The sequence below is a fragment of the Acidovorax sp. JHL-9 genome, from assembly GCF_000426205.1.
GTDB lineage: Bacteria > Pseudomonadota > Gammaproteobacteria > Burkholderiales > Burkholderiaceae_C > Acidovorax > Acidovorax soli.
In genome coordinates this window covers 69,023-91,402 of record NZ_AUEX01000012.1, presented here as the reverse complement: position 1 = coordinate 91,402, position 22,380 = coordinate 69,023, and the positions used below count along the sequence as shown (strand labels likewise).

Genomic DNA, 22,380 nt, shown 5'->3' with positions numbered 1-22,380 from the left:
ATCCCATGATCGGTATCGCCCAGGCGTTTGCGCCCACCTACGCGCGTGCACGCGCGCAGTTCCTGGAGGCTGCCGCCGCGGCCGGCCTGCCCATCGAATCGCACCGCCATCCGTTGCCGGGGCGCGAGGGCGAAGACCTGGCGATGGATGTGGTGCGGGACGGCCCGCCAGACGCCGACAAGCTGCTCATTGTCAGCAGCGGCTGCCACGGCGTGGAGGGTTATTGCGGCAGTGGCGTGCAGGTGTTTGCGCTGCACGACCAGGAGTGGCGCGACCTGGCGCGTGCGCAGGGTGTGGCCGTGCTTTACATCCATGCGCTCAACCCCCATGGGTTCTCGCATATCCGCCGCACCACGCACGAAAACGTGGACCTGAACCGCAATTTCCACGACTTCAGCCAACCCCTGCCGGTCAATACGGCCTACCGCGAAGTGGCGCCGCTGCTGCTGCCCGATGCGTGGCCGCCCCAGGCGGACAACGTGAGGGACGTGCAGGCCTGGATTGCCGGGCATGGCGCGGCCGCCTGGCAGGCCGCCATCACGCGTGGGCAGCATGAGTTTGCCGGCGGCCTGTTTTATGGGGGCATCGCGCCGACCTGGAGCAACCGCACGCTGCGCACGGTGCTGCGCCAGCATGGCAGCCGGGCCGCGCGCGTGGGCTGGATCGACCTGCACACGGGCCTGGGGCCCAGCGGCCTGGGTGAGCGCATCTACTGCGGCCCCGACGATGCCGCCGCCGTGCAGCGCGCGCGGCAGTGGTGGGCGGGCGGTGGCGCCACGCCTGTCACTTCCATCTACGACGGTTCGTCCACCTCGGCCTTCCTCACGGGGCTGATGTGGACCGCCCTCGTGGACGAATGCCCCCAGACCGAATTCACCGGCATGGCCCTGGAATACGGCACGCAGCCCCTGGAGGACGTGCTCCAGGCCCTGCGCGCCGAGCACTGGCTCCACCTCCATCCCGAGGCGCCCGCCGCCCAGGCCGCGCAGATCAAGGCCCAGATGCTGGCCGCGTTCTACACCGATACAGACGCCTGGAAAGGCCAGGTCATCAGCCAGGCGCGGCAGTCGATGTTCCAGGCGGTGCAGGGGCTGAACAAGTCCTAAGATACGCGCCTGCACATCGTTGCCCACCCTTTACTCTTCCCACTTTTCCTTCAAGGACAAACGACATGGCTGACCTGAACGCCACTTTCGAGGCCGCAGTGGCCAACTCCAAGAACCTCAGCGAGCGTCCCGACAACGTCACGCTGCTGAAGATCTATGCGCTGTACAAGCAGGCCACGGCGGGTGACAACACCGAAAAGAAACCCGGCTTTTCCGACGTGGTGGCCCGCGCCAAGTGGGACGCATGGGAAAAGCTCAAGGGCACTGATCTCGAAGCGGCCAAGCAGCAGTACATCGACCTGATTGAGTCGCTGAGCTGAAAAGCGCGGTTGCGCTCCATAGAAAAAGCGGCTTCAGGCCGCTTTTTTCATGGATGCTCTGTGGCGGGACTCAGTCGCGCCAGGTCACGCTGTCGCCCACAGCAGCGCGCTGCGTGCGGAAAAGGTTCGCCGGATGCGCGGGGTCGGCCAGTCCGAACGAGATGCCGCAGACGATGCTGCGGTCTGGGGCAATGCCCAGCACCTCGCGCAGCACGCCGGGGTAGGCGGCCAGCGCGGCCTGCGCGATGGAGGCCACGCCCAGGCTGTGGGCGGCCAGCAGGAAATTGCCCACATAGGCGCCGCAGTCCACCGCGCCATACACGCCCAGGGCCTCGTCGCTGCTGATGATGGCCACATGCGGGGCGCCAAACATGGTGAAGTTTTCGCCCGCCTGCCGGGCAGAGGCCTCGCGGTCGCCCTTGGCAATGCCCAGGGCTTCGTACAGGCCCCAGCCGCATTCGCGCCGCCGCTCCTGGTAGACGCCCCGGTATTCGCGTGGCCAGGGCAGGTCGGGCGCCGGGCGTTCGCTGGCCACATGGGCCTGCAGGGCGCTGCGCAGGCGGGCCAGGGTGGCGCCGCTGGCGATGGTGAGCTGCCAGGGCTGCGCGTTGCACCACGAGGCCGTGCGCTGCGCCGTTGCCAGGATGCGTTCGATGGTGGCACGCTCCAGCGCTTGCGGCAGGAAGGCGCGGCAGCTGTGGCGGGTATGCAGCAGGGTGGACAGTGCTTCGTAGGCGGGCGTTGTTCCTGCAGTTGCTGCTGCGGGCCGCGGTGTGTTCGGTGTGGTCATCTCAGTCTTTCGGGGCCGCAGCCGTGGCGGGGGTCTTCTTTTTGGCCGGTGCTGCCTTGCGTGCGCCGGGGCGGGGGGCGTTGAGCAGCGCATCGAGCTGCTCGCCGATCTCGGCTTCGATGCGCGCCTTGAAGGCGCCCAACAGGAAACCGAGCTCGGCCTTCATTTCAAACTGGATGGCATCGACCAGCAGCGTGCCGTTGATGCCGGCACGGCTGAAGTGCAGGGTGTCCTGCGTGTCGCCTTCTTCGTAGGTGCAGTCCATGGCAAACTTTTCTTCCGCCTTTTCGGCCCAGGAGCAACCGATTTTTCGGGCTTCCTCGAAGCCCAGGTGGTGTTCGCGGTGGATGTGGATGTCAGGCACCGGGGGGCTCCTTGTGGTGGGGTTGTAGCGCGCGCAGGTTCTGGTGGCGTTGCGCCGGGGGCTGCTGCGCCAGTTGTCTGACGGCATCATAAAACCGGGGCCACTGGCGGCCCTCGCGCTCGAACAGGGCTTCGAACGCGGGCACCAGTTCGTCGTAGGCGGCCTGGGCGGCAAAGCTGGCGTTGTTGGCCTGGGCTACCCAGCGGTCGTAACCCGCCAGCTGGGCGGTATGCAGGGCGGCGGGCCGTCCGTGCGGGGCCGCCAGCCAGCCGGTGCGCAGCGCAGCGTAGCCGGTGCGAAAGTCCTGCATTGCTTCTGTTTTCATGGTTGCCAGCGCTTTCTCATCCAGCGCCAGAGCCTCTTTTTGTTCATAAATGGCCGCCAGTCGTGCCCTGGTGGCGCGCGCCAGGGCGCGGAAGGCGCTGCGCCGCCCGTTGCTTTCGGCAAAGGCCGCGCGGGCCTGCGGGCTGGCCTGCGTGGCCAGCCACTGCGCGCTGCCCAGCCGCTCCACCGCCGTGGCAAATGATTCGTTGAACAGCGTGTCGTCCGGTGCATAGACCACCTGGTGCGCCAGTTCGTGGAACAGCAGGCGCACGAATTCACCCTCGGGCCAGGCGATGAAGGTGGAGAGCAGCGGGTCGCCGCCGGCCCAGTTCATGTAACCCAGGGTGGAGTAGGCGGGCACGCCATAGACCTCGACCTCCAGGCCTTGCTGCGCCAGCTGGGCGGCTTCGGCCTGGGCGTCGGCTTCGGTGAAATAACCGCGGTAGCCGATGCAGCCCGCGACCGGAAAGCACCAGCGGTGCAGCGTGAGTGCAAAGGGCGGCGCGGCCACCACGTTCCACACGGCATAGGGGCGCTTGAGGTCGGCATAGCGGCGGTAGCTGGCGTTGTCGGGCAGGGCCAGTTCCGTCACCGCAAAGGCGCGGGCGCGCTGGGCCAGCTGCAGGCGTTCGCGCAGTGCGGGGGGCGTGCCGGCTCGTGCCACCCAGCGGTCGATGGGCTCGGCCGCCTGCATGATCTGCAGATGCCCCCGCACCGACTGCCAGTAGTAGCCCAGCGTGCTGCCCTGGCTGGCGCAGCCTGGCAGTGCCAGGAGCAGAAGGCTGAGCAGTGCGCAGCGTGGCAGAAACGAAAAGGGCATGCCGGCAAGGAGAGCGGGGGATGGCCCGCAGTGTAGACACAAGGCCGGCTGCTTGCGGTCTGCAGGACCTGTCAGGCGCCTGGCGCGCGCCGTTTCTAGAATGCGCCATGACCCTTGCTGCCCCAGAACCTGCCACGCCCATGCCTGCGGGCCTGTTTGCCGACGAGGCTGGCTGCCCGCGCTGCAGCTGGTGCCAGGCCACACCGCTGTACCGCCATTACCACGACCGGGAGTGGGGGTTCCCGGTGGTGGATGACCGGCGGCTGTTCGAGAAGCTCTGCCTGGAGGGTTTCCAGGCGGGGCTGAGCTGGCTCACCATCCTGAACAGGCGCGAGGGCTTTCGTGCGGCGTTTGCCGGGTTCGACGCCGAAGCCATTGCCGCATTCGATGCGCAGGACGTGGAACGCCTGGTGCAGGACACCGCCATCGTGCGCCACCGCGGCAAGATCGAATCGACCATCCACAATGCCCGGCGGGTGCTGGAGCTGCGGCGCGAGTTTGGCTCGCTGGCGCACTATGTGTGGCGCTTTGAGCCGGCTGCCGTGGATCGCCCGCGGCGCATCACCCGCGAAGTGGCGCGCACCCTGGTCACCTCGCCCGCATCCGTGGCCCTGTCGAAAGACCTCAAACAACGCGGCTGGAGTTTTGTGGGCCCCACCACCATGTACGCCTTCATGCAGGCCATGGGGCTGGTGAACGACCACCTGGAGGGATGCCACGTCCGCGCCGCCGCGCTGGATGCGCGGCAGGCGCTGGACATGCCGTGCGCCTGAAAACCGGGTGCGGCGGGGGCCGGCGGTTCAGGGGGTCGGCCGGGGGCGCAGCACCCACAGCGCCCCCAGTGCCACCACCCCCAGCAGCGTCGTCAGCCACAGCGCTGCGGCGCCCAGGCCATCGAGCAGCATGCCAAAAAGCACCGGCGCAAAGGCCTGTGCCACGCGGGCGGGCACCATCATGAGGCCCTGGCGGGCGCCGTAGCCTGCGGGGCCGAACAGCACCAGCGGCAAGGTGCCCTTGGCAATCGTCAGAATGCCATTGCCCGCTCCGTGGAGCATGGTGAAAAGCGCCGCCGCCGGCCCGCCCAACACCATCAGCAAGGCCGCGCCCGCCGGGTGGGCCGCCGCCGCCAGCCGGGCCGATAGCAAGGGGTGCAGCCGGCGCAGGCAACCAAACTCCAGCAGGCGCGCCGCAACCTGGGCCGGTCCGACGAGCGCCGCCATGGCCACTGCGGCCTGCAGCGACGTGCCACTGGCTTGCAGCAGGCGCGGCAGATGGGCTGCCATGGCCGTGCTGGTGAACCAGGTGACGGCGAAAACGAAGGACAGCACAACGGTGGTGCGCAGGGGGTGGTCCGGGGTGGGCGATGCCGGCATGCCGGTGGTGGCGACGGGTGCGCCCACTGGTGGGGCCGGTGCCATTTCTGCGGATTCGATGCGAGGCAGCCAGCCATTGAGCGGCAAGCCCACCAGCAGGTGCAAGGCGGCCCAGCCAACACATGCGCCGCGCCAGCCCCAGTGCACTTCCATCCACGCCGACAGCGGCCAGCCCACGGTGCTGGCAAAGCCCGCAATCAGCGTGATACCGGTGATGGCTCCGCGCGCGCCCCGGCCGTACAGGCGCACCAGCGTGGCAAACCCGGCTTCATACAAACCCGAGCCCATGGCCACGCCCATCAGCACCCAGGCGACAAACAGTCCCACGGGGCCTTGGGCCAGCGCCATGCCCGCGAGGCTGGCGGCAAACAGCAGGTTGGTGGCCACCAGTACCGGGCGGCCGCCATGCCGGTCAATCGCCCGGCCCGCCAAAGGGCCCAGCAGGGCCGACACGATGAGTGCCACCGAGAACGCCGCGAATACGGTCGGCGTGGCCACCCCCAGGTCGCGCGCCATGGGCGCGGCCAGCATGGCCGGCAGGTAATAGGACGAGGCCCAGGCCAGGGTCTGCGCGCTGCCCAGGCGTGCCACGGTCCAGCGCAGGGACGATGGCCTCATGGGCGCTCGTGCGCCACGCCGGGGGGGCCAAGGCTTGCCGGCGCGGCGGCGGGCGCGTCAGGCGCGCTGGCCTTTGGCATCGATGACCATTTCGCCGTCTTCCTTGGTGAAGGCGCCCTGCTGTGGCTGGGGCAGGATGTCCAGCACAGCCTCTGATGGGCGGCACAGGCGTGTGCCCCGCGGCGTGACCACGATGGGGCGGTTGATGAGGATGGGGTGGGCCAGCATGGCATCAATGAGCTGCTCGTCCGTGACGCCGGGGGCGCCCAGGTTCAGTTCAGTGAACAGCGTTTCCTTGGAGCGCACTGCGTTGATCACGGGCTGGCCGGTGGCCGCAATCAGGGATACCAGGGTTTCGCGGCTGGGCGGTGTCTTGAGGTATTCAATGACCTCTGGCTCCACACCGCTGTTGCGGATCATGGCCAGGGTGTTGCGGGAGGTGCCGCATTTCGGGTTGTGATAGATGGTGACGGTGGACATGGGTGGGAAGTGTCTCAGGACGCCATGGCCGTTGCAATGGGCAGGGTTCAGACGGGCCAGCCAGGCAGTTGCCGCAGCCCATGCAGCAGGGTGCTGCCTGCGTGGTCCAGGGTGGTGTCGTTGTGCACCTGCACGGCGGCGGCATGGGGCGTGGGCTGGAAGGCCGCAGCCCGACGGACCCGTGCTTCGATCTGCTCGGCGCTTTCGCGGCCACGGGCGGTCAGGCGCTGGCGCAGCACGTCGGGGCTGGCGGTGATGTGCACGGCAACCAGGTGCGGGTAGTGCTGCAGCGCCTGGGGCAGATAGGCGCGTGAGCCGTTGACCAGCACCCACATGTGCCTGGCCAGTGGTGCGAGCTCTGCATGCCGCACCCCATAGTGCAGGCCGTTGGCCTCCCAGTGCAGGGCAAAGGCCTGGGCGTCGCGCAGCTGTCTGAAGGTGCTTGCATCCACGCTTTCGTGTGCTTCACCGCCGGCGGGCGCGGCGCGGCTGATGGTGCGCCGCGCCCAGCGCACGCGGCTGGATTCGGGCAGGTGCTGGCGCAGCCAGTCGAACAGCGAATCCTTGCCCGCGCCCGAGGGGCCCATGCAATAGACCAGCCGCCCGGTCATGCCCCCATCTCCAGGTGGTCCAGCAACACGAAATCGGCGCCCGGGGTGGGTTCGGCGAACAGGGCCAGGCTGTTGAAGTTCAGGGGGGGCAGATCGGCGAAGAACTGTTCCGCCGCATCCTGCACCAGGGCCTGGGTGCTGGCGGCCACGGTGTCGAGCGGGCCGGTCAGCGACAGGTGAAAGCGAAACTCTTCCAGCACGAACGGATAGCCCCAGCGCAGCAGCAGTGCGTCCTGGCGGGGCGTCAGCCCGCCTGCCCGTCGGCGTGCCAGCTCGACTGGCGACAAGGGCGCTGCCAGCGGCTGCAGCTGCGTCACGCAGGCGGCGGCGGCTTCGTGGAGTGCGGCTTGCGTGGCGGGCGCTGCCATCGGCACCAGTGCCAGAAAATCGCCGAGGCGTTCGACCTGCAGGGGCGGCAGGGTGAAGGGCCGCAGGTGGCGGGCTACGGCTTGTGTGGCCTGGTGCAGCGCCAACCAGTCCACGCCGGGCGCCAGCATGAAGGGCGCTTTCAGCGTGGCGTGCCAGCCGTAACGCCGGGGCGCTGCCGTCAGGCGGTGCAGGTCTTCCTGGGCTACGCCCACGATGTCCAGCTGGGGCAGGGGTTGCAGCTGTGCTGCGCAGCGGCCCAGCCAGTGGCTGCCGGCCAGCCAGCCCAGGGTGCCGGGGGCCGGTGCGAAATACACCGCGTAGCGGTGCGCGGGGGCGGTTTCAGTGCTCATCGTGTGCAATGGTCAGTTTGACGCGGTCGCCCGCGAACCAGGCGCGGGCCCATTCGATGGGGACGCCGGCGGGGTCCACGTTCAGGCTCTCCACCTGCAGCACGGGGCGGCTGGCGGGCTGGCGCAGTGCGGTGGCCACCTGCACTTCCGGCAGCTCGGCGGTGATGCGGCTTTCGCGGCGGGTGTAGTCGGCCACGCCATGGGCGACGAAGCCTGCCGTGATGGAGCCGGTCTCCCGCACCACGGCGGCCAGTCCGTCGAAGCGGGGCAGCGGGAAATAGCGCTCGCTCACATGCAGCGGCTGGCCTTCGGCGTTGCCCATCACGCGCAGCACCAGCACCTTGCTGCGCACCGGCACTTGCAGGGCCCTGGCCAGTGCCGCCGTGGCCGGCGCCACCTGTTCGTGCAGCACCTCCAGGCTGCCGCGCAGGCCGGCCTGCGCCAGGCCTTGCTGGTGCCGCGTGCGCTTGCCCAGCACCAGGTCCACCGCAAAGTCTTCCACGTAAGTGCCGCTGCCTTGCGTGATGCGCACCAGGCCCTGGGTGCACAGGCTGGCCAGCGAGCGGCGGATGGTGTGGCGGTTCACGCCGAACTGTTCGGCGAGCGCGTGCTCCGAGGGCAGGCGCTGGCCTGGTGGGTAAATGCCGTTGCCGATGGCCTCGGCCAGTTCGGCGGCGATGCGTGTCCAGAAGCTGTCGCGGGCCGGGCGTGGGGTCGGGGGGGATGAAACCGTGGAGGGGGTGCTGGCTGTCATGAAAACTACATGAGCGCTCTTTAAGCTGGCGCGAGTTGTTCAATTTGTCTATACAACTTTCAGGGTATCACTTTCATGTTTCAAGCCTTTGACAACCCCGGCGCCGGCAGGCCGCCCGAGCGGGCGCAATGGATGGCCTTGCTGGCCCGCGCGCCGATCGAGCTGCTGGAGCCCGCGTTGCGCGAACACGTGGGCCGGCCCGCACGCTGGCTGCGTGCCCCCGAAACCGGGCTGATGATGGTGCAGGGCCGCGCCGGTGGCACGGGCGAGCGCTTCAACCTGGGGGAGATCACGGTCACCCGCTGCGCATTGCGCGTGGAGGCCGGCGCTGGCGAAGCCGCCGTGGGCGTGGCCTATGTGCTGGGGCGTTCGCGGCGCCAGGTGCACCTGGCCGCGCTGGCCGATGCCTTGCTGCAGGACCCCGCACAGCACGCCGCCCTCGATGTCGCCCTGCTTGCGCCGGTGCGCAAGCACCTGGCGGATGCGCAGGTGCGCCGCAGTGCGCGCGCTGCCAGCACCAAGGTGGATTTCTTCACCGTGGCCCGCGAAAGCGCAAGCGCTGACGAGGAGGATTCGGAATGACCGCCCGCGTTCTGTCCGCACTGGGTGCGGGATTTTCCAGCGAAGCGCTGGGCAGCCAGAAGGTGTTCCGTGCGGTCTTGCAGGCGCTGTCGCAGCCCGGCCAGCCGGTACATCTGGACCACGACGCGGAGGTGCCTGCGGCAGGCAACGGCGCTTCGGCGGCCGCCTTGCTGGCCCTGCTCGACAGCGATTGCACGCTGTGGCTGTCGCCACGCCTGGCGGCCAGCGATGCCGGTCCTTGGCTGCGCTTTCACACGGGCTGCCAACTGGTGCTGAACCCGGGCCAGGCCCGGTTTGCCTGGGTGGCGCAGGGTGACGCCCTGCCGCCCCTGTCCACTTTTGCACAGGGCAGCGACGCCTATCCCGACCAGTCGGCCACCTGCTTCGTGGATGTGGACCGGCTGGCCGTTGGCGGTGGGGGCCATGGTCTTTGGCGCCTGAGTGGACCGGGCATCCGGACTGCACAGCATCTGCAGGTCAGTGGCTTGCCTGCCGACTTCGAACGCCAGTGGGCTGACAACCACGCCGCGTTTCCGCGCGGTGTGGACGCGCTGCTGGCCACGGCGACCCACGTTGCCGGGCTGTCCCGCACCACCCGCATCGCATCTGCCATGGAGGCCTGAGCATGTATGTAGCCGTCAAGGGCGGAGAGTCCGCCATTCTCAACAGCTACCGTTTGCTGGCCGAGCAGCGCCGGGGCGACTCGGCACTGCCTGAGCTGTCGGTGGCGCAGATCCGCCAGCAGCTCAAGCTGGCCGTGGACCGCGTGATGACCGAAGGTTCGGTATACGACCCCGAACTGGCGGCCCTGGCCATCAAGCAGGCGTCGGGTGATCTGGTCGAGGCCATCTTCCTGCTGCGGGCCTACCGTGCCACGCTGCCGCGCCTGGGCACCACCTGTCCGCTGGACACCGCCGCCATGGCGCTCGACCGCCGCATTTCCGCCACCTTCAAGGACCTGCCGGGCGGGCAAGTGCTGGGCCCGACCTATGACTACACCCAGCGGCTGCTCGATTTCACCTTGTTGGCCCAGGGGCCGGCGGCCGATGGCCATGCATTGTCGGCGCCGACGGCGGTGCAAGCCGAGCCCAGCCCCCGCGTGGTGGACCTGCTCAACCAGGAGGGCCTCATCGAAACCCGTACCGCCCCTCCAGGGGATCCGACGCCCGGCGATCTCACACGCGAGCCCCTGCGTTTTCCGGCCGACCGCGCCACGCGGCTGCAGAACCTGGCGCGTGGTGACGAAGGCTTTCTGTTGGCCATGGCCTATTCCACCCAGCGCGGCTATGCGCACTCCCACCCCTTTGTGGGCGAGGTGCGCCTGGGCACGGTGGCCGTGGAGGTCGAACCCGAGGAGCTGGGCTTTGCCATCGACATTGGCGACATCGAGATCACCGAGTGCGAAATGGTGAACCAGTTCGCCGGCAGCAAGAGCCAGCCGCCGCAGTTCACGCGCGGCTACGGGCTGGCATTCGGCCACAGCGAACGCAAGGCCATGGCGATGAGCCTGGTGGACCGCGCGCTGCGGGCCGACGAGCTGGGCGAGGCCATCAACTCGCCCGCGCAGATGCAGGAGTTCGTGCTCTCGCACAGCGACAGCCTGGAGGCCTCGGGCTTCGTGCAGCACCTGAAGCTGCCGCACTACGTGGATTTCCAGGCAGAGCTGGAGCTGGTGCGCAAGATGCGCGCCGCCGCCAGCGCGGCCACTGCCGATCCCTTGCCAGGAGAGCATGCATGAATGCACCCCATCACCCCGACTGTATGCCCGCCGTGATGGGCCTGCCCGCGGACGCTGCGCCGGTGGACGGCCACTTCAACTTCGCCTACCTGGACGAGCGCACCAAGCGCATGATCCGCCGCGCCATCCTGAAGGCGGTCGCCATCCCGGGCTACCAGGTGCCGTTTGGTTCGCGCGAAATGCCGCTGCCCTACGGCTGGGGCACGGGCGGCATCCAGGTCACCGCATCCATCATCGGCCCGCAGGATCGCCTCAAGGTCATCGACCAGGGCTCGGACGACACGGTGAACGCCGTCAACATCCGTCGGTTCTTCGAGCGCACCACGGGGGTGGCCTCCACCACGCGCACCGCCGAGGCCACGCTGATCCAGACGCGCCACCGCATTCCGGAGACTCCGCTGACCCAAGGCCAGGTGCTCGTCTACCAGGTGCCCGTGCCCGAGCCCATGCAGCGGCTGGAACCGCGCGAAACCGAAACCCGTACCCTGCATGGCCTGGCCGAGTACGGCCTGATGCACGTGAAGCTCTACGAGGACATCGCGCGCCACGGGCATATCGCGACCACCTACGACTACCCGGTGCTGGTGAATGGCCGCTACGTGATGTCGCCCTCGCCGATCCCGAAGTTCGACAACCCCAAGCTGCACATGAGCCCGGCCCTGCAGCTGTTCGGGGCCGGCCGCGAAAAGCGCATCTACGCCGTGCCGCCCTACACGCCGGTGGAAAGCCTGGGCTTTGACGACCACCCCTTCGAGGTGCAGCGCTGGGATGCGGCCTGCGCGCTGTGCGGTGCCACCGACAGCTTTCTGGACGAGGTGATCACCGACGATCGGGGCACCCGCATGCATGTGTGTTCCGACTCGGACTACTGCCAGGGGCGCCAGGCACAGCCGACCGATTCCGTGCAGGCGCAAGGCGGTGCAGCATGAGCAGCGTGCACCTTCGCGAAGCCCAGCGTGCCGACCTGGAGAACGTGCTGGCCCTGTATGCCGCCATTGAAGACAGCCCCGCTGACGTGCTGACCCTGGAAGAAGCCCAGGCCGTATGGGCCCAGTTTGCCCGCTACCCCAGCTATCGCCTGTGGGTGGCCTGCGATACGGCGGCGCACGGCGCGGTGGTGGGCACGTATGCGCTGCTCATCATGCACAACCTGGCGCACCGGGGGGCGCCCTCGGCCATCGTCGAGGACGTGGTCGTGGCACAGGACCAGCAGGGCCGTGGCATTGGCCGCCAGATGATGGCCCACGCCATGCAGCAGGCGCGCGATGCGGGCTGCTACAAGCTCGCGCTCTCGTCCAACGCCCGCCGCGCGGGCGCCCATGCCTTTTATGAATCCCTGGGCTTTGCGCAGCACGGCCTGAGCTTTGTTGTCGAGACCCTCACATGAACCATCCCGAACCTGCTGCGCCGCTGCTGAGCGTGCGCAACGTCAGCAAGCGCTATGGCGACCGGGTGGCGCTGCAGGGCGCGTCCTTTGACCTGTGGCCTGGCGAGGTGCTCGCCGTGGTGGGCGAGTCCGGATCCGGCAAGTCCACGCTGCTCAACGCCATTGCGGCACGCAGTGCCCCGGACGAAGGCACGGTGCAGTTCCGCCAGCGCAGTGGCGAGCTGCAGGACATCTATGCCATGACCGAAGCCCAGCAGCGCCTGCTGGCCCGCACCGATTGGGGCTTCGTGCACCAGAACGCAGCGGACGGCCTGCGCATGGATGTGTCGGCCGGCGCCAACGTGGGCGAACGCCTGATGGGCCTGGGCGAGCGCCACTACGGCCGCCTGCGCAGCACCGCTGCCGACTGGCTGCAGCGCGTGGAGATCGACGCGGCGCGCATCGACGACGCGCCGCGCACCTTCTCGGGTGGCATGCGCCAGCGCCTGCAGATTGCCCGCAACCTGGTCACGCAGCCCCGCCTGGTGTTCATGGACGAGCCCACCTCGGGCCTCGACGTATCGGTGCAGGCCCGGCTGCTGGACCTGCTGCGCCAGCTCACGCGGCAGATGCAGCTGGCCGCCATCATCGTCACGCACGACCTGGCGGTGGCGCGGCTGCTGGCCCACCGCATGGTGGTGATGCAGCGCGGCCGCGTGGTCGAGTCGGGCCTCACCGACCAGGTGCTCGACGACCCGCAGCACCCCTATACCCAGCTTCTCGTCTCTTCGGTACTGCAGCCATGAACCCTCCCATTCTCCAGATGAAAGGGGTGGCCAAGCGCTTCACCCTGCACCACCGCAACGGCATTGAACTGTCCGTGCTGGACCATGTGAACCTGGCCGTCAGCCCGGGCGAGTGCGTGGTGCTCGACGGTCCCTCGGGCATGGGCAAGAGCACGCTGCTCAAGATGATCTACGCGAACTACCGCGCCAATGCCGGCAGCATCACGGTACAGCCGCCCGGTGGCGCGGCGGTGGATGTGACGCAGGCCACGCCCCGCGCGCTGGTGCAGCTGCGCCGCGACACCATCGGGTATGTCAGCCAGTTCCTGCGCGTGATTCCCCGGGTGTCGGCGCTGGACGTGGTGGCCGAGCCGCTGGCCGAGGATGCCCTCGATGACATTGCCGCGCTGGAGGCGGCGCGCGACCAGGCACGCCAGTGGCTGGAACGCCTGCGCATTCCCGAGCGCCTGTGGCATTTGCCCCCGGCCACGTTTTCGGGCGGCGAGCAGCAGCGCGTCAACATCGCGCGCAACATGATCAAGCCCAAGCCGCTGCTGCTGCTCGATGAGCCCACGGCATCGCTGGACGCGGCCAACACCGAAACCGTGATTGCCCTGATTGGCGAGGCGGTGGCGCGCGGAGCCGCCGTGGTGGGCATCTTCCACGACGCCCATGTGGGTGCCGCCGTGGCCACGCGCCGCGTGAATGTGGGCGATTTCCGGGGAGCGGCAGCATGAGCGCCACGGTTTTCAAGAACGCCCGCCTGGTGCTGCCGGGCGAGGTGGTGCACGGCGCTTTGCGGGCAGACGCGGGGCGCATCGCGTCGATGGACGCCGGAGCAAGCTCGGCATTGGAAGGCCTTGACCTGGGCGGCGACTACCTGATACCGGGCTTGGTGGAGGTGCACACCGACAACTTCGAGCGCCACCTCATGCCCCGGCCCAAGGTGCAATGGGCCGAGATGCCCGCGCTGCTCGCCCATGACGCCGAGATCGCCGCCGCCGGCATCACCACGGTGCTGGATGCCCTGGGCGTGGGCGAGGCGGATGCGGACAGCCTGCGCGGCAGCGCCTGGAACCGTGTGCTCGACACCATAGCCACCTGCACCGAGCGCAACCTGCTGCGCGCCGACCACCACCTGCATGTGCGCTGCGAACTGCCCGCACCCAACACCATCGAGCTGTTCGAGCCCTTCCACGGGCACCCGCGCCTGTCGCTGATCTCGCTGATGGACCATACGCCAGGCCAGCGCCAGTGGGAAGACATCGAACAGGCGCGCACCTACTACACCGGCAAGAAGGGCTGGAGCGCCGAGAAGTTCGAGCGCCAGGTTGAGCATGCCGCTGCGCTGCAGGCGCAATATGCCGAGCCGCACCGCGCCTACTTCGTGGATTACTGCCGCACGCACGGCATCTCGCTGGCCAGCCACGACGACACCACGGTGGCGCATGTGGCGCAGGCCCATGCCGAGGGGGCTGCGATGTCGGAGTTCCCGACCACGCTGGCCGCTGCACGCGCTGCGCATGCGCGTGGCCTGCTCACCGTCATGGGCGGCCCCAACGTGGTGCGCGGTGGCTCGCACTCGGGCAATGTGGCAGCGGCCGACCTGGCGCGCCAGGGGCTGCTGGACATTCTTTCGTCCGACTACGTGCCCGGCAGCCTGCTGAGCGCGGTGATGCGCCTGGTGCACGACGGCATCCTCACCCTGCCGCAGGCTGTGGCCACCGTCACGCGCAACCCCGCCCGCTCGGCCGGCATGGCCGACCGGGGCGAACTGGCGCCGGGGCTGCGCGCGGACCTGGTCCAGGTGCACATGGCCGAACTGTCGGATGGATCGCTGCAGGCCGTGGTGCGCGGGGTGTGGCGCGAAGGCATCCGGGTGCTCTGAGACTGACACCCAAATTTCTTGCAACTGTCAAAACCATGTCACGAGGCCGCCGCACACTGGGTTGTCTAGACGACTTGAGGGCCATGTGATGTCTACAGCACTTCGCATACAGCAACTGAACAAGCATTTTGCCAATGGCAAGCACGCCTTGCGCGACATCAACCTGACCGTGCAGCGTGGCGAGATGGTGGCCCTGATCGGTGCATCCGGCTCTGGCAAATCGACCCTGCTGCGCCACGTGGCCGGACTGGTGGTGGCCGATGGCGCCAGCGGTTCGCTGATCGAGGTGGACGGCCGCTGCGTGCAGCAGGGTGGTCGCATCCACCGTGACATTCGCCAGGTGCGGGCGCAGGTGGGTTTCGTGTTCCAGCAGTTCAATCTGGTGGACCGTTTGCCGGTGCTGATGAATGTGCTGGTGGGCCTGTTGCACCGCACGCCGCGCTGGCGCGGCTGGCTGCGGCTGTTCCGGCCGCACGAACGCGCGTTGGCGCTGGAGGCGCTGGCCCGTGTCGGCATTGCCGACTGCCACGCCCAGCGCGCCTCCACCCTGTCGGGCGGGCAGCAGCAGCGGGCCGCCATTGCCCGCACCCTGGTGCAGGGCGCCAAGGTGGTACTGGCCGACGAGCCCATCGCCTCGCTCGACCCCGAGTCTTCGCGCAAGGTCATGGACATCCTGGCGCGCATCAACCGCGAAGACGGCAGCACGGTCATCGTGTCGCTGCACCAGGTGGATGTGGCCATCAAATACTGCCCCCGTGTGGTGGCGCTGCACCAGGGCCGCGTGGTGTACGACGGCCCATCCGCTGCCCTCACCCCCGGGCTGCTGCGTGAGCTCTATGGCGTGCAGGCCGACGAGATCCTGACGGGTGCGAATCCTTTGCCTTCGGCTGCCGTGCCTGCCGTTTCGCCGGTTGCCGGCTGGATGCCACCCCTGGCCCAGGCGGCCTGATTCCTTTCTTTCGCTCTTTCCATTCACGGGAGTTTTCATGATCAAGAAACTGTGCGCAGCCATGGCCCTGGGCCTGGGCATGACGGGGGCCTTTGCCCAGGACATCAACTTCGGCATCATCTCCACCGAGGCCACGCAGAACCTCAAGGCCGACTGGCAGCCCCTGCTCGACGACATGGCCCAGCAGACCGGCTTCAGGATCAAGGCGTTCTTTGCGCCCGACTACGCCGGCATCATCGAAGGCATGCGTTTCAACAAGGTGCAGGTGGCCTGGCTGGGCAACAAGTCGGCCATGGAAGCCGTGGACCGCGCCAACGGCGAAGTGTTTGCCCAAATGGTCAACGCCGATGGCACGCAGGGCTACTACTCGCACCTCATCGTGCACAAGGACAGCCCCCTGGCCACGCTGGATGACGTGCTCAAGAACGGCAAGTCGCTGAGCTTCGGCAACGGTGATCCCAACTCCACCTCGGGCTTCCTGGTGCCGGGCTACTACGCCTTCGCACAGAACAAGGTCGACGTGAAGACGCATTTCAAGATCGTGCGCAGCGCCAACCATGAGACCAATGCCCTGGCCGTGGCCAACAAGCAGGTGGATGTGGCCACCAACAACAGCGAAAACCTCGGCAAGATCCAGGAACGGCAGCCCGAGAAGTTCATGGACATCAAGATCGTCTGGACCTCGCCCCTCATCGCGCTCGACCCCATCGTGATGCACAAGGAGATGCCCGAGGCCACCAAGGCGAAGATCAAGAACTTCTTCTACAACTATGCCAAGACCGACCCCCGCGAGAAGGCGATCGTGATGAAGATCTCCAAGCTGTCGGGCTTCAAGCCGTCGAGCAATGCCCAGCTCACCCCGATCCGCCAGCTCGACCTGTTCGGCAAGCGCAACAAGATCGAAGCCGACAGCACTCTGGCCGAGGCCGAGAAGAAGACGCGCCTGGCCGAGATCGACCAGCAGCTGGCGTCCCTGAAGTAAAGCGTTCCACTCTTGTGCCGGCGGTGGGCGGACAACCGCAGTGGTTGCCCCCCGTCCCGGTGATTGCAGGTATATCCATGTCTTCTGCCCTGACCCCGTCGCTCACCCACCTGGCCCAGGCCACTGCGCCCAAGCGCAGCCTGGGCTGGTACCTTTCCTGGGGCATTCTGCTGGTGCTGCTGGCCGCTTCATGGAAGGGCGCCGACATGCGCCCTCTGGACCTGCTGCAGGACTCGGGCAACATGGCACGGTATGCGGCAGAGTTCTTTCCACCCAACTTTGCGCAGTGGCAGCTGTATGTGCAGGAGATGCTCGTCACCTTGCAGATCGCGCTGTGGGGCACGGCCCTGGCCGTGCTCACCGCCGTGCCTCTGGCGTTGCTGGCCTCGTCCAACATCGTGCCGTGGTGGGTGTTCCAGCCGATGCGCCGCGTGCTCGATACCTTCCGCGCCATCAACGAAATGGTCTTTGCCATGCTGTTCGTGGTGGCCGTGGGCCTGGGGCCTTTCGCGGGCGTGCTGGCACTGTGGATCCATACCTCGGGCACGCTGGCCAAGCTGTTTTCCGAGGCGGTGGAGGCCATCGACCCCCAGCCCGTGGAAGGCATCCGCTCGACCGGGGCGAGCGCCTTGCATGAAATCATCTATGGCGTGATTCCGCAGGTGATGCCGCTGTGGATTTCCTTCACGCTCTACCGTTTCGAGGCCAACGTGCGTTCCGCGTCGGTGGTGGGCATGGTGGGTGCCGGAGGGATTGGCGTGGTGCTGTGGGAAATCATCCGTGGCTTTCAATATGCCGAAACCTGTGCGGTGATGCTCATCATCGTGGTGACCGTGAGTGCCATCGACCTGGTGTCAGCACGCGTTCGCAAGGCCCTGGTCTAACGCCGCCACTGGAGCCCTCATGGCTTTGACCCTGATCGATATTTCGCATGTGCTGGTGACCCGCGGCAAGGAGCAGTATGGCCGCGAAGCCGTCAGCCAGCTTGAGCACGCGTTGCAGTGTGCCCACCTGGCCGAACTGGCCGGTGAAACACCGGAAACCGTGGCCGCGGCGCTGCTGCATGACATTGGGCACCTGTTGGCGCCAGACGGTGGGGCCGCAGACCGCGCGGGCCACGATGATCTGCACCAGTATGTGGCGCTGCCTTTCCTGCGGGCCCTGCTGCCACGTGCCGTGCTGGAGCCCGTGCGGCTGCATGTCGATGCCAAGCGCTACCTGTGCACCATGGAACAAGGGTACCGGGAAGCGCTGTCGCCTGCTTCCCGGCAAAGCCTGGAGCTGCAAGGGGGTGCGTACTCGGTAGAGGAGGCGGTGCAATTTGCCTCCCAGCCATTCGCCAGCGAAGCCATCCGGCTGCGCCGCTACGACGCAGACCGCCCGCAAAGACCACTGCCCCAAGGGTTGGAGCGAAATCGGGCGATTGGACGCCCCGGCTGCTGGCATGGGCACCAGCCCATGCGGCGCACCCGAAGCATCCACTCATCCCGATGGCGCTCCAACGCGATCCCCTGCGAGATCGTAAACAGACTCTAAGGTGCCCGGCCGCGCGACGCCCGCGTTCGGGCATTTCATGGGTGTGCTGGCAACGGTCACCGCGCGGCATGCGCTGGCCAGCCAGGTGCCTGGCGCCGGATCCGCCTGACGAGTCCGTCGCTCAGGGCGGCAGCGCACTTCGCGCGCATCGGCATCTTGGAGAGGCCTGGCGTGCAAGCAATCCAGGTAAAAGCATCGAACCCATGCTGTCGCCCTGGCGCGTGATCGGCCCGTGTCGGCGGCCGGCGGGCGCCGCCGGCCAGGCAAGGTGTTGACGTGCCGGCCGCCAGCTTCAAGAATGCACCACCATGAAACACTTGCTGCGCATCCTGGAGGGGCGGCTGGAGGCGCTGCCGGTCCGCATGGCGGTTCAGTTGCCGGCAGGGCAGCGGCTGGGGGCGCGCAACGCGGCCGTCACGCTCTGGTTTCGGGACCGCATGGCGCTGGTGGCGCTGGCCACGGGTGAGATCGGGAACGTTGGCGCAGCGATCGTCGAGGGCAAGGTGGCGCTGGAAGGCAGCATGCGCGAATTGATGGCCGCTGCCGCCGGGTTGCTGGCAACCAGCCCGGTGCAGGACCCGCACCAGCACTGGTGGCACCGTGTGCTGGCGCGCGCCAGATCGATGGCGGTGCACACGCTCCAGCATGATGCCCGCCATGTGCGGTTCCACTATGACCTGTCGGATGATTTCTATGCCCTGTGGCTGGATCCGCGCAGGGTGTATTCGTGTGCCTATTTTTGCCAGCCCGGCATGACGCTGGCGCGCGCGCAGGAGGCCAAGCTGGACCTGATCTGCCGCAAGCTGCGCCTGCAGCCGGGCGAGCGCTTTCTGGACATTGGCGCTGGCTGGGGGGGGCTGTTGCTGTGGGCGGCAGAGCACTATGGCGTGGACGCGACCGGCATCACCCTGTCGCGCAACCAGCATGCGCATGTGCAGCAACTCATCACGGCGCGCGGGCTCCAGGGGCGCGTGCGCGTGCAACTGTGCGACTACCGTGAACTGCAGGCCGGGCAGCCCTTTGACAAGGTGGCCTCGGTCGGCATGTTTGAGCATGTGGGGCGGGCGAAGATGCACGCCTACTTTGTCGCCGTGCGCAAGCTCCTGCGCCCGGGCGGCTTGCTGCTCAACCACGGCATCACCGCCGGCGGCGTGGACAACGTCCAGCTGGGCGCCGGCATGGGCGATTTCATCGAGCAGTACATCTTCCCGGGCGGTGAGCTGCTCCACGCCAGCGCCGTGCTGCACGACCTGGCGCAGGCCGGGCTGGAGATGGTGGACACCGAGAATCTGCGGCCCCATTACGCCCGCACGCTGTGGGCCTGGTCCGATGCGCTGGAAGCCGTGCTGGAGCCCGCCCGCCAAGTGCTGCAGCAACAGGCCACCACCGAGCAAGCGGACAAGACGCTGCGCGCCTACCGCCTGTATCTGGCGGGCAGTGCGCTGGGATTCGAGCGCGGCTGGATGGCATTGCACCAGATACTGGCCGTGCGCCCCGATGGCGACATGGGCTCTGGCACGATGACCGGCGCACAATCGGCGTATCCGTTCACGCGCGATTACATGTACACCAAGGACTCCGCTGCATGCTCTACAAATTCAAGTCCCGATCAGCCCCCGACCTGATCATGCTCGAACCCCACGGGCGCCAGATCCTTCAGATCATTGGCAAGACCCCAGGCACCAGCGGCATCATCACGGCCGCACAGATCCCGGGTGCCATGGCTGCGCTGGAAGCTGCCGTTGCAGCCGACGAGGCCCTTGCCGCCGTTGCCCAGGAACAGGCCGACGAGGACGGCGTGGAGCGCCCCGACACCGTGCGCCTGCGCCAGCGTGCGGCGCCGTTTCTCGACATGCTGCGCCGCTCGGTCGCCGAGGAGCATGACGTGGTGTGGGGCGCCTGACGCGGTGCACGCAGGGGCCTCTGGCGCGTGCAAGTCAGTCGACCTTTGCGCCCGAGGCTTTCACCACGCCCGCCCATTTGCGGTGCTCATTGTCGATATGCCGGGCAAACTCGGTGGGCGTGTTGCCACCGGGAATGGCCCCCTGTGCCATCAAGCGCTCTTTCATGCCCGGTGATGCCAGGGCCTTGGCGACTTCCTGCTGGACACGGTTGACGATGTCGGGCGGCGTGCCGGCCGGCGCCAGCAGCCCAAACCACGAACTGGCTTCATAGCCCTTGAGCGCCGCGCCGCCGGCCTGCTCCACCGTGGGTACATCGGGGAGGGCCGCAGAGCGCTGGCTGCTGGTCACCGCCAGCGCAACCAGCTTGCCGGCCTTGATCTGCGCCATCGACGAGGGCAGGTTGTCAAACATGACATCGGCATTGCCGGCCACCATGTCCATCAGTGCCGGCCCCGAGCCGCGGTACGGCAGGTGCAGCATGTAGGTACCCGTCATGCTCTTGAAGAGCTCGCCCGCCAGATGGATCGAGGTGCCGTTGCCGCTCGACGCCATGTTCATCTTTCCCGGGCTGGCCTTGGCCGCACGGATGAAATCCTGCACGTTGTGCACCCCCAGGGCCTTGGCCTTGTCGGTGTTCATCACCATCACGTTGGGCACCGCAGCCACGAGGGTGATGGGCACGAAGTCCTTGATGGGGTCGTAGGGCAGCTTGGCGTAGAGCGCGCGGTTGATGCCGTGCGTGCCGACGGTGCCCATCAGCAGCGTGTAGCCGTCTGCCGGGGACTTGGCCACGATTTCCGCGCCGACGTTGCCGCCCGCGCCTGCCCGGTTGTCCACGATGAACTGCTGGCCGAATGCACGGCTCAGGTCCGGCACCAGCGCGCGCGCCAGGATGTCCGTGGTGCCGCCCGGTGCGAAGGGTACGACGATGCGCACCGGCTTGGTGGGCCAGGTGCCCTGGGCATGGGCGGCCGGCAGCGCAGCGAGGGCGCAACCCAGGGAGAGCGCCACCATGGCTGCAAGGCTTTGGCGGCGGGGCAGGTGGGTGAACGAGACCATGAACGTCCTTTCAGTTGGGAATTCTTTGGTTCTACGCGTCCCCGGCTTGGGGGTGAAGGTGGATAACCCCAACCATGCGGCGTGTGCAGCCGTGTACGCGTGGGTCCGCGCCAGAAAAAAAAGCCGCCTGGCCCCAAGGGGCAGGCGGCTGGATGTCTCCAGGCTGAAGGCTGGACGGGCTCAGTCGGCGTAGGTGCCGGCGGCCTTGATGATGGCGCCCCACTTGTCTATTTCGGCCTGCACGAATTTCTTGTGCTCAGCGGGTTCGACGCGCTTGTCGGTCACCACCACGGCGCCCAGGCCTTCCTGCTTCTTGATGAAGTCGGGGTCCTTCAAGGCCAGCTTCAGGGCGTCGTTGATTTTGGTCACAACGGCGGCTGGCGTGCCCTTGGGTGCGTACAGGCCGTGCCAGATGGTCACTTCAAAATTCTTCAGCCCCGACTCGGCCAGCGTGGGCAGGTCCTTGAGTGCCGGTGTCTTCAGGCGTTTGGCGGTCGTCACGGCGAAGGCCTTGACCTTCTTGCCTTCGATCTGCGACGTGGTGTTGGTGGTCTGGTCGCACAGCAGGTCGATCTGGCCACCGATCAGGTCGGTGATGGCCGGCGCCGTGCCCTTGTAGGGCACCGTGGTCATTTCGACCTGCATGGCGTTCTGGAACATCAGGCCGCACAGGTGCGAGGCCGCGCCCAGACCCGCGTTGCCCAGATTGATCTTGCCCTTGTTCTGGTCGATCCAGGCAGTGAGTTCCTTCATGTTGTTCGCCGGGATGCTGGGCCGGGCGATCAGCGTCATGGGCACATCATTGACCATGCCCAGGTACTCGAAATCGTTGGGCACACTGAACGACAGCTTGCGGTACAGCGCAGGCATGGTGGACATGCCAATGTGGTTGAGCAGCAGCGTGTAGCCATCGGGGGTGGCGCGGGCCACGCGGGCTGCGCCGATCGAGCTGCCGGCGCCGGCCGTGTTGTCCACGACCACGTTGGCGCCCAGCGGCTTGCGCAGGGCTTCTGCGAGGTCACGGGCTACGCGGTCTGTGGGGCCGCCCGCGGTAAAGGGCACGACCAGGGTGACGGTCTTGTCCTTGGCGGGATAGTCTTGGGCGTGTGCGCCCAGCGTGGCGGCTGCGGCAATGGCGATCAGCGCGAGTTTCGGCATATTTTTCATGAAGGCTCCTGTACTTGGACGCGAGATGATAGCGAGCTCCTTCCAACCGGGTATTGAGGAAATCACTTAAGGCTTGTGGGGTATGAATTAATTTAATAAATCTCGAAATTCATTGCGCGTATTGTTTTGTAGCTATTTAATTGAT

Annotated in this window: 27 protein-coding genes; 17 read left to right on the top strand and 10 right to left on the bottom strand. The window is 67.4% G+C overall.

Going from position 1 to position 22,380, the window contains the following annotated elements; all coding sequences use genetic code 11:
• Nucleotides 1-5 precede the first annotated feature (5 nt).
• Nucleotides 6-1,106: a M14 family metallopeptidase gene (locus tag K225_RS0109890; protein ID WP_026436253.1), complete on the top strand. Its 1,101-nt coding sequence runs from the start codon at nucleotides 6-8 to the stop codon at nucleotides 1,104-1,106.
• Nucleotides 1,107-1,171: 65 nt separating this feature from the next.
• Nucleotides 1,172-1,426 carry an acyl-CoA-binding protein gene (locus K225_RS0109885; RefSeq protein ID WP_026436252.1) on the top strand — a complete coding sequence of 85 codons (255 nt, stop codon included), beginning with the start codon at nucleotides 1,172-1,174 and terminating at the stop codon, nucleotides 1,424-1,426.
• A 70-nt stretch (nucleotides 1,427-1,496) separates the two neighbouring features.
• Here K225_RS0109885 and K225_RS0109880 read toward each other — a convergent pair whose 3' ends face one another.
• Genes K225_RS0109880 through K225_RS0109870 form a run of 3 tightly spaced genes read right to left on the bottom strand, consistent with a single transcriptional unit; the run spans nucleotide 1,497 to nucleotide 3,724 of the window.
• Nucleotides 1,497-2,216, bottom strand: a complete 720-nt coding sequence (locus tag K225_RS0109880) for a nitroreductase (protein ID WP_026436251.1) — start codon at nucleotides 2,214-2,216, stop codon at nucleotides 1,497-1,499.
• Nucleotide 2,217: 1 nt separating this feature from the next.
• The gene (locus K225_RS0109875; protein WP_026436250.1) at nucleotides 2,218-2,580 is read right to left on the bottom strand and encodes a polyhydroxyalkanoic acid system family protein; all 363 of its coding nucleotides are present in this window, start codon (nucleotides 2,578-2,580) and stop codon (nucleotides 2,218-2,220) included.
• Nucleotides 2,573-3,724, bottom strand: a complete 1,152-nt coding sequence (locus K225_RS0109870) for an aminopeptidase (RefSeq protein WP_034712315.1) — start codon at nucleotides 3,722-3,724, stop codon at nucleotides 2,573-2,575. Before K225_RS0109870 ends, K225_RS0109875 begins: the two co-directional genes overlap by 8 nt.
• A 107-nt stretch (nucleotides 3,725-3,831) precedes the next feature.
• Between K225_RS0109870 and K225_RS0109865 the strand changes: the two genes are divergently transcribed.
• A complete protein-coding gene (locus K225_RS0109865; protein WP_026436248.1) occupies nucleotides 3,832-4,497 on the top strand; it encodes a DNA-3-methyladenine glycosylase I in 666 nt (221 codons plus the stop codon).
• Between the two features lie 27 nt (nucleotides 4,498-4,524).
• Here K225_RS0109865 and K225_RS0109860 read toward each other — a convergent pair whose 3' ends face one another.
• From K225_RS0109860 to phnF, 5 genes are read right to left on the bottom strand one after another with little or no spacing between them, the layout of a single operon-like run.
• A complete protein-coding gene (locus K225_RS0109860; RefSeq protein ID WP_034712313.1) occupies nucleotides 4,525-5,715 on the bottom strand; it encodes an MFS transporter in 1,191 nt (396 codons plus the stop codon).
• A gap of 57 nt (nucleotides 5,716-5,772) precedes the next feature.
• The gene (gene arsC, locus K225_RS0109855) at nucleotides 5,773-6,195 is read right to left on the bottom strand and encodes an arsenate reductase (glutaredoxin) (protein WP_026436246.1); all 423 of its coding nucleotides are present in this window, start codon (nucleotides 6,193-6,195) and stop codon (nucleotides 5,773-5,775) included.
• 47 nt (nucleotides 6,196-6,242) lie between these two features.
• Complete coding sequence (phnN, locus tag K225_RS0109850; RefSeq protein ID WP_026436245.1) at nucleotides 6,243-6,806, bottom strand: phosphonate metabolism protein/1,5-bisphosphokinase (PRPP-forming) PhnN; 564 nt, start codon at nucleotides 6,804-6,806, stop codon at nucleotides 6,243-6,245.
• Nucleotides 6,803-7,525, bottom strand: coding sequence for a DUF1045 domain-containing protein (locus tag K225_RS0109845; RefSeq protein WP_026436244.1), 723 nt, complete (start codon nucleotides 7,523-7,525; stop codon nucleotides 6,803-6,805). Before K225_RS0109845 ends, phnN begins: the two co-directional genes overlap by 4 nt.
• The gene (phnF, locus tag K225_RS0109840; RefSeq protein ID WP_026436243.1) at nucleotides 7,515-8,279 is read right to left on the bottom strand and encodes a phosphonate metabolism transcriptional regulator PhnF; all 765 of its coding nucleotides are present in this window, start codon (nucleotides 8,277-8,279) and stop codon (nucleotides 7,515-7,517) included. Before phnF ends, K225_RS0109845 begins: the two co-directional genes overlap by 11 nt.
• Nucleotides 8,280-8,354: 75 nt before the next feature.
• On the opposite strand from phnF, the gene phnG reads away from it, so the two are divergent.
• From phnG to K225_RS0109770, 14 genes are all read left to right on the top strand, one after another.
• Entirely contained in the window at nucleotides 8,355-8,861 is a 507-nt protein-coding gene (gene phnG, locus K225_RS0109835; RefSeq protein WP_026436242.1) for a phosphonate C-P lyase system protein PhnG, read from the top strand.
• A complete protein-coding gene (gene phnH / locus K225_RS0109830) occupies nucleotides 8,858-9,484 on the top strand; it encodes a phosphonate C-P lyase system protein PhnH (RefSeq protein ID WP_026436241.1) in 627 nt (208 codons plus the stop codon). Before phnG ends, phnH begins: the two co-directional genes overlap by 4 nt.
• Before the next feature lie 2 nt (nucleotides 9,485-9,486).
• Nucleotides 9,487-10,599, top strand: a complete 1,113-nt coding sequence (locus K225_RS0109825; protein WP_026436240.1) for a carbon-phosphorus lyase complex subunit PhnI — start codon at nucleotides 9,487-9,489, stop codon at nucleotides 10,597-10,599.
• A complete protein-coding gene (locus K225_RS0109820) occupies nucleotides 10,596-11,528 on the top strand; it encodes an alpha-D-ribose 1-methylphosphonate 5-phosphate C-P-lyase PhnJ (RefSeq protein ID WP_026436239.1) in 933 nt (310 codons plus the stop codon). The genes K225_RS0109825 and K225_RS0109820 overlap by 4 nt, the downstream gene beginning before the upstream one ends.
• A complete protein-coding gene (locus K225_RS0109815) occupies nucleotides 11,525-11,986 on the top strand; it encodes a GNAT family N-acetyltransferase (protein WP_026436238.1) in 462 nt (153 codons plus the stop codon). The genes K225_RS0109820 and K225_RS0109815 overlap by 4 nt, the downstream gene beginning before the upstream one ends.
• Nucleotides 11,983-12,771, top strand: a complete 789-nt coding sequence (gene phnK / locus K225_RS0109810; protein ID WP_026436237.1) for a phosphonate C-P lyase system protein PhnK — start codon at nucleotides 11,983-11,985, stop codon at nucleotides 12,769-12,771. Before K225_RS0109815 ends, phnK begins: the two co-directional genes overlap by 4 nt.
• Nucleotides 12,768-13,487 (top strand): phosphonate C-P lyase system protein PhnL, encoded by a 720-nt coding sequence (phnL, locus tag K225_RS0109805; RefSeq protein ID WP_026436236.1) that lies wholly within the window; start codon nucleotides 12,768-12,770, stop codon nucleotides 13,485-13,487. The genes phnK and phnL overlap by 4 nt, the downstream gene beginning before the upstream one ends.
• Nucleotides 13,484-14,638, top strand: coding sequence for an alpha-D-ribose 1-methylphosphonate 5-triphosphate diphosphatase (locus K225_RS0109800; protein ID WP_026436235.1), 1,155 nt, complete (start codon nucleotides 13,484-13,486; stop codon nucleotides 14,636-14,638). Before phnL ends, K225_RS0109800 begins: the two co-directional genes overlap by 4 nt.
• A gap of 88 nt (nucleotides 14,639-14,726) precedes the next feature.
• Nucleotides 14,727-15,587, top strand: coding sequence for a phosphonate ABC transporter ATP-binding protein (phnC, locus tag K225_RS0109795; RefSeq protein ID WP_026436234.1), 861 nt, complete (start codon nucleotides 14,727-14,729; stop codon nucleotides 15,585-15,587).
• Nucleotides 15,588-15,624: 37 nt separating this feature from the next.
• Nucleotides 15,625-16,569: a phosphonate ABC transporter substrate-binding protein gene (phnD, locus tag K225_RS0109790; RefSeq protein WP_026436233.1), complete on the top strand. Its 945-nt coding sequence runs from the start codon at nucleotides 15,625-15,627 to the stop codon at nucleotides 16,567-16,569.
• A gap of 77 nt (nucleotides 16,570-16,646) precedes the next feature.
• Complete coding sequence (phnE, locus tag K225_RS0109785; protein ID WP_026436232.1) at nucleotides 16,647-17,453, top strand: phosphonate ABC transporter, permease protein PhnE; 807 nt, start codon at nucleotides 16,647-16,649, stop codon at nucleotides 17,451-17,453.
• Nucleotides 17,454-17,472: 19 nt separating this feature from the next.
• Nucleotides 17,473-18,105, top strand: coding sequence for an HD domain-containing protein (locus K225_RS20675; RefSeq protein WP_081679647.1), 633 nt, complete (start codon nucleotides 17,473-17,475; stop codon nucleotides 18,103-18,105).
• Between the two features lie 308 nt (nucleotides 18,106-18,413).
• Nucleotides 18,414-19,730 (top strand): class I SAM-dependent methyltransferase, encoded by a 1,317-nt coding sequence (locus tag K225_RS0109775; RefSeq protein WP_026436231.1) that lies wholly within the window; start codon nucleotides 18,414-18,416, stop codon nucleotides 19,728-19,730.
• Nucleotides 19,691-20,008, top strand: coding sequence for a DUF1840 domain-containing protein (locus K225_RS0109770; RefSeq protein ID WP_026436230.1), 318 nt, complete (start codon nucleotides 19,691-19,693; stop codon nucleotides 20,006-20,008). Before K225_RS0109775 ends, K225_RS0109770 begins: the two co-directional genes overlap by 40 nt.
• Nucleotides 20,009-20,042: 34 nt before the next feature.
• Here the strand turns inward: K225_RS0109770 and K225_RS0109765 are convergent, their stop codons facing one another.
• Both K225_RS0109765 and K225_RS0109760 read right to left on the bottom strand, forming a co-directional pair.
• Complete coding sequence (locus K225_RS0109765) at nucleotides 20,043-21,068, bottom strand: tripartite tricarboxylate transporter substrate binding protein (protein ID WP_026436229.1); 1,026 nt, start codon at nucleotides 21,066-21,068, stop codon at nucleotides 20,043-20,045.
• 180 nt (nucleotides 21,069-21,248) lie between these two features.
• Nucleotides 21,249-22,235 (bottom strand): tripartite tricarboxylate transporter substrate-binding protein, encoded by a 987-nt coding sequence (locus tag K225_RS0109760; RefSeq protein ID WP_026436228.1) that lies wholly within the window; start codon nucleotides 22,233-22,235, stop codon nucleotides 21,249-21,251.
• Nucleotides 22,236-22,380 lie beyond the last annotated feature (145 nt).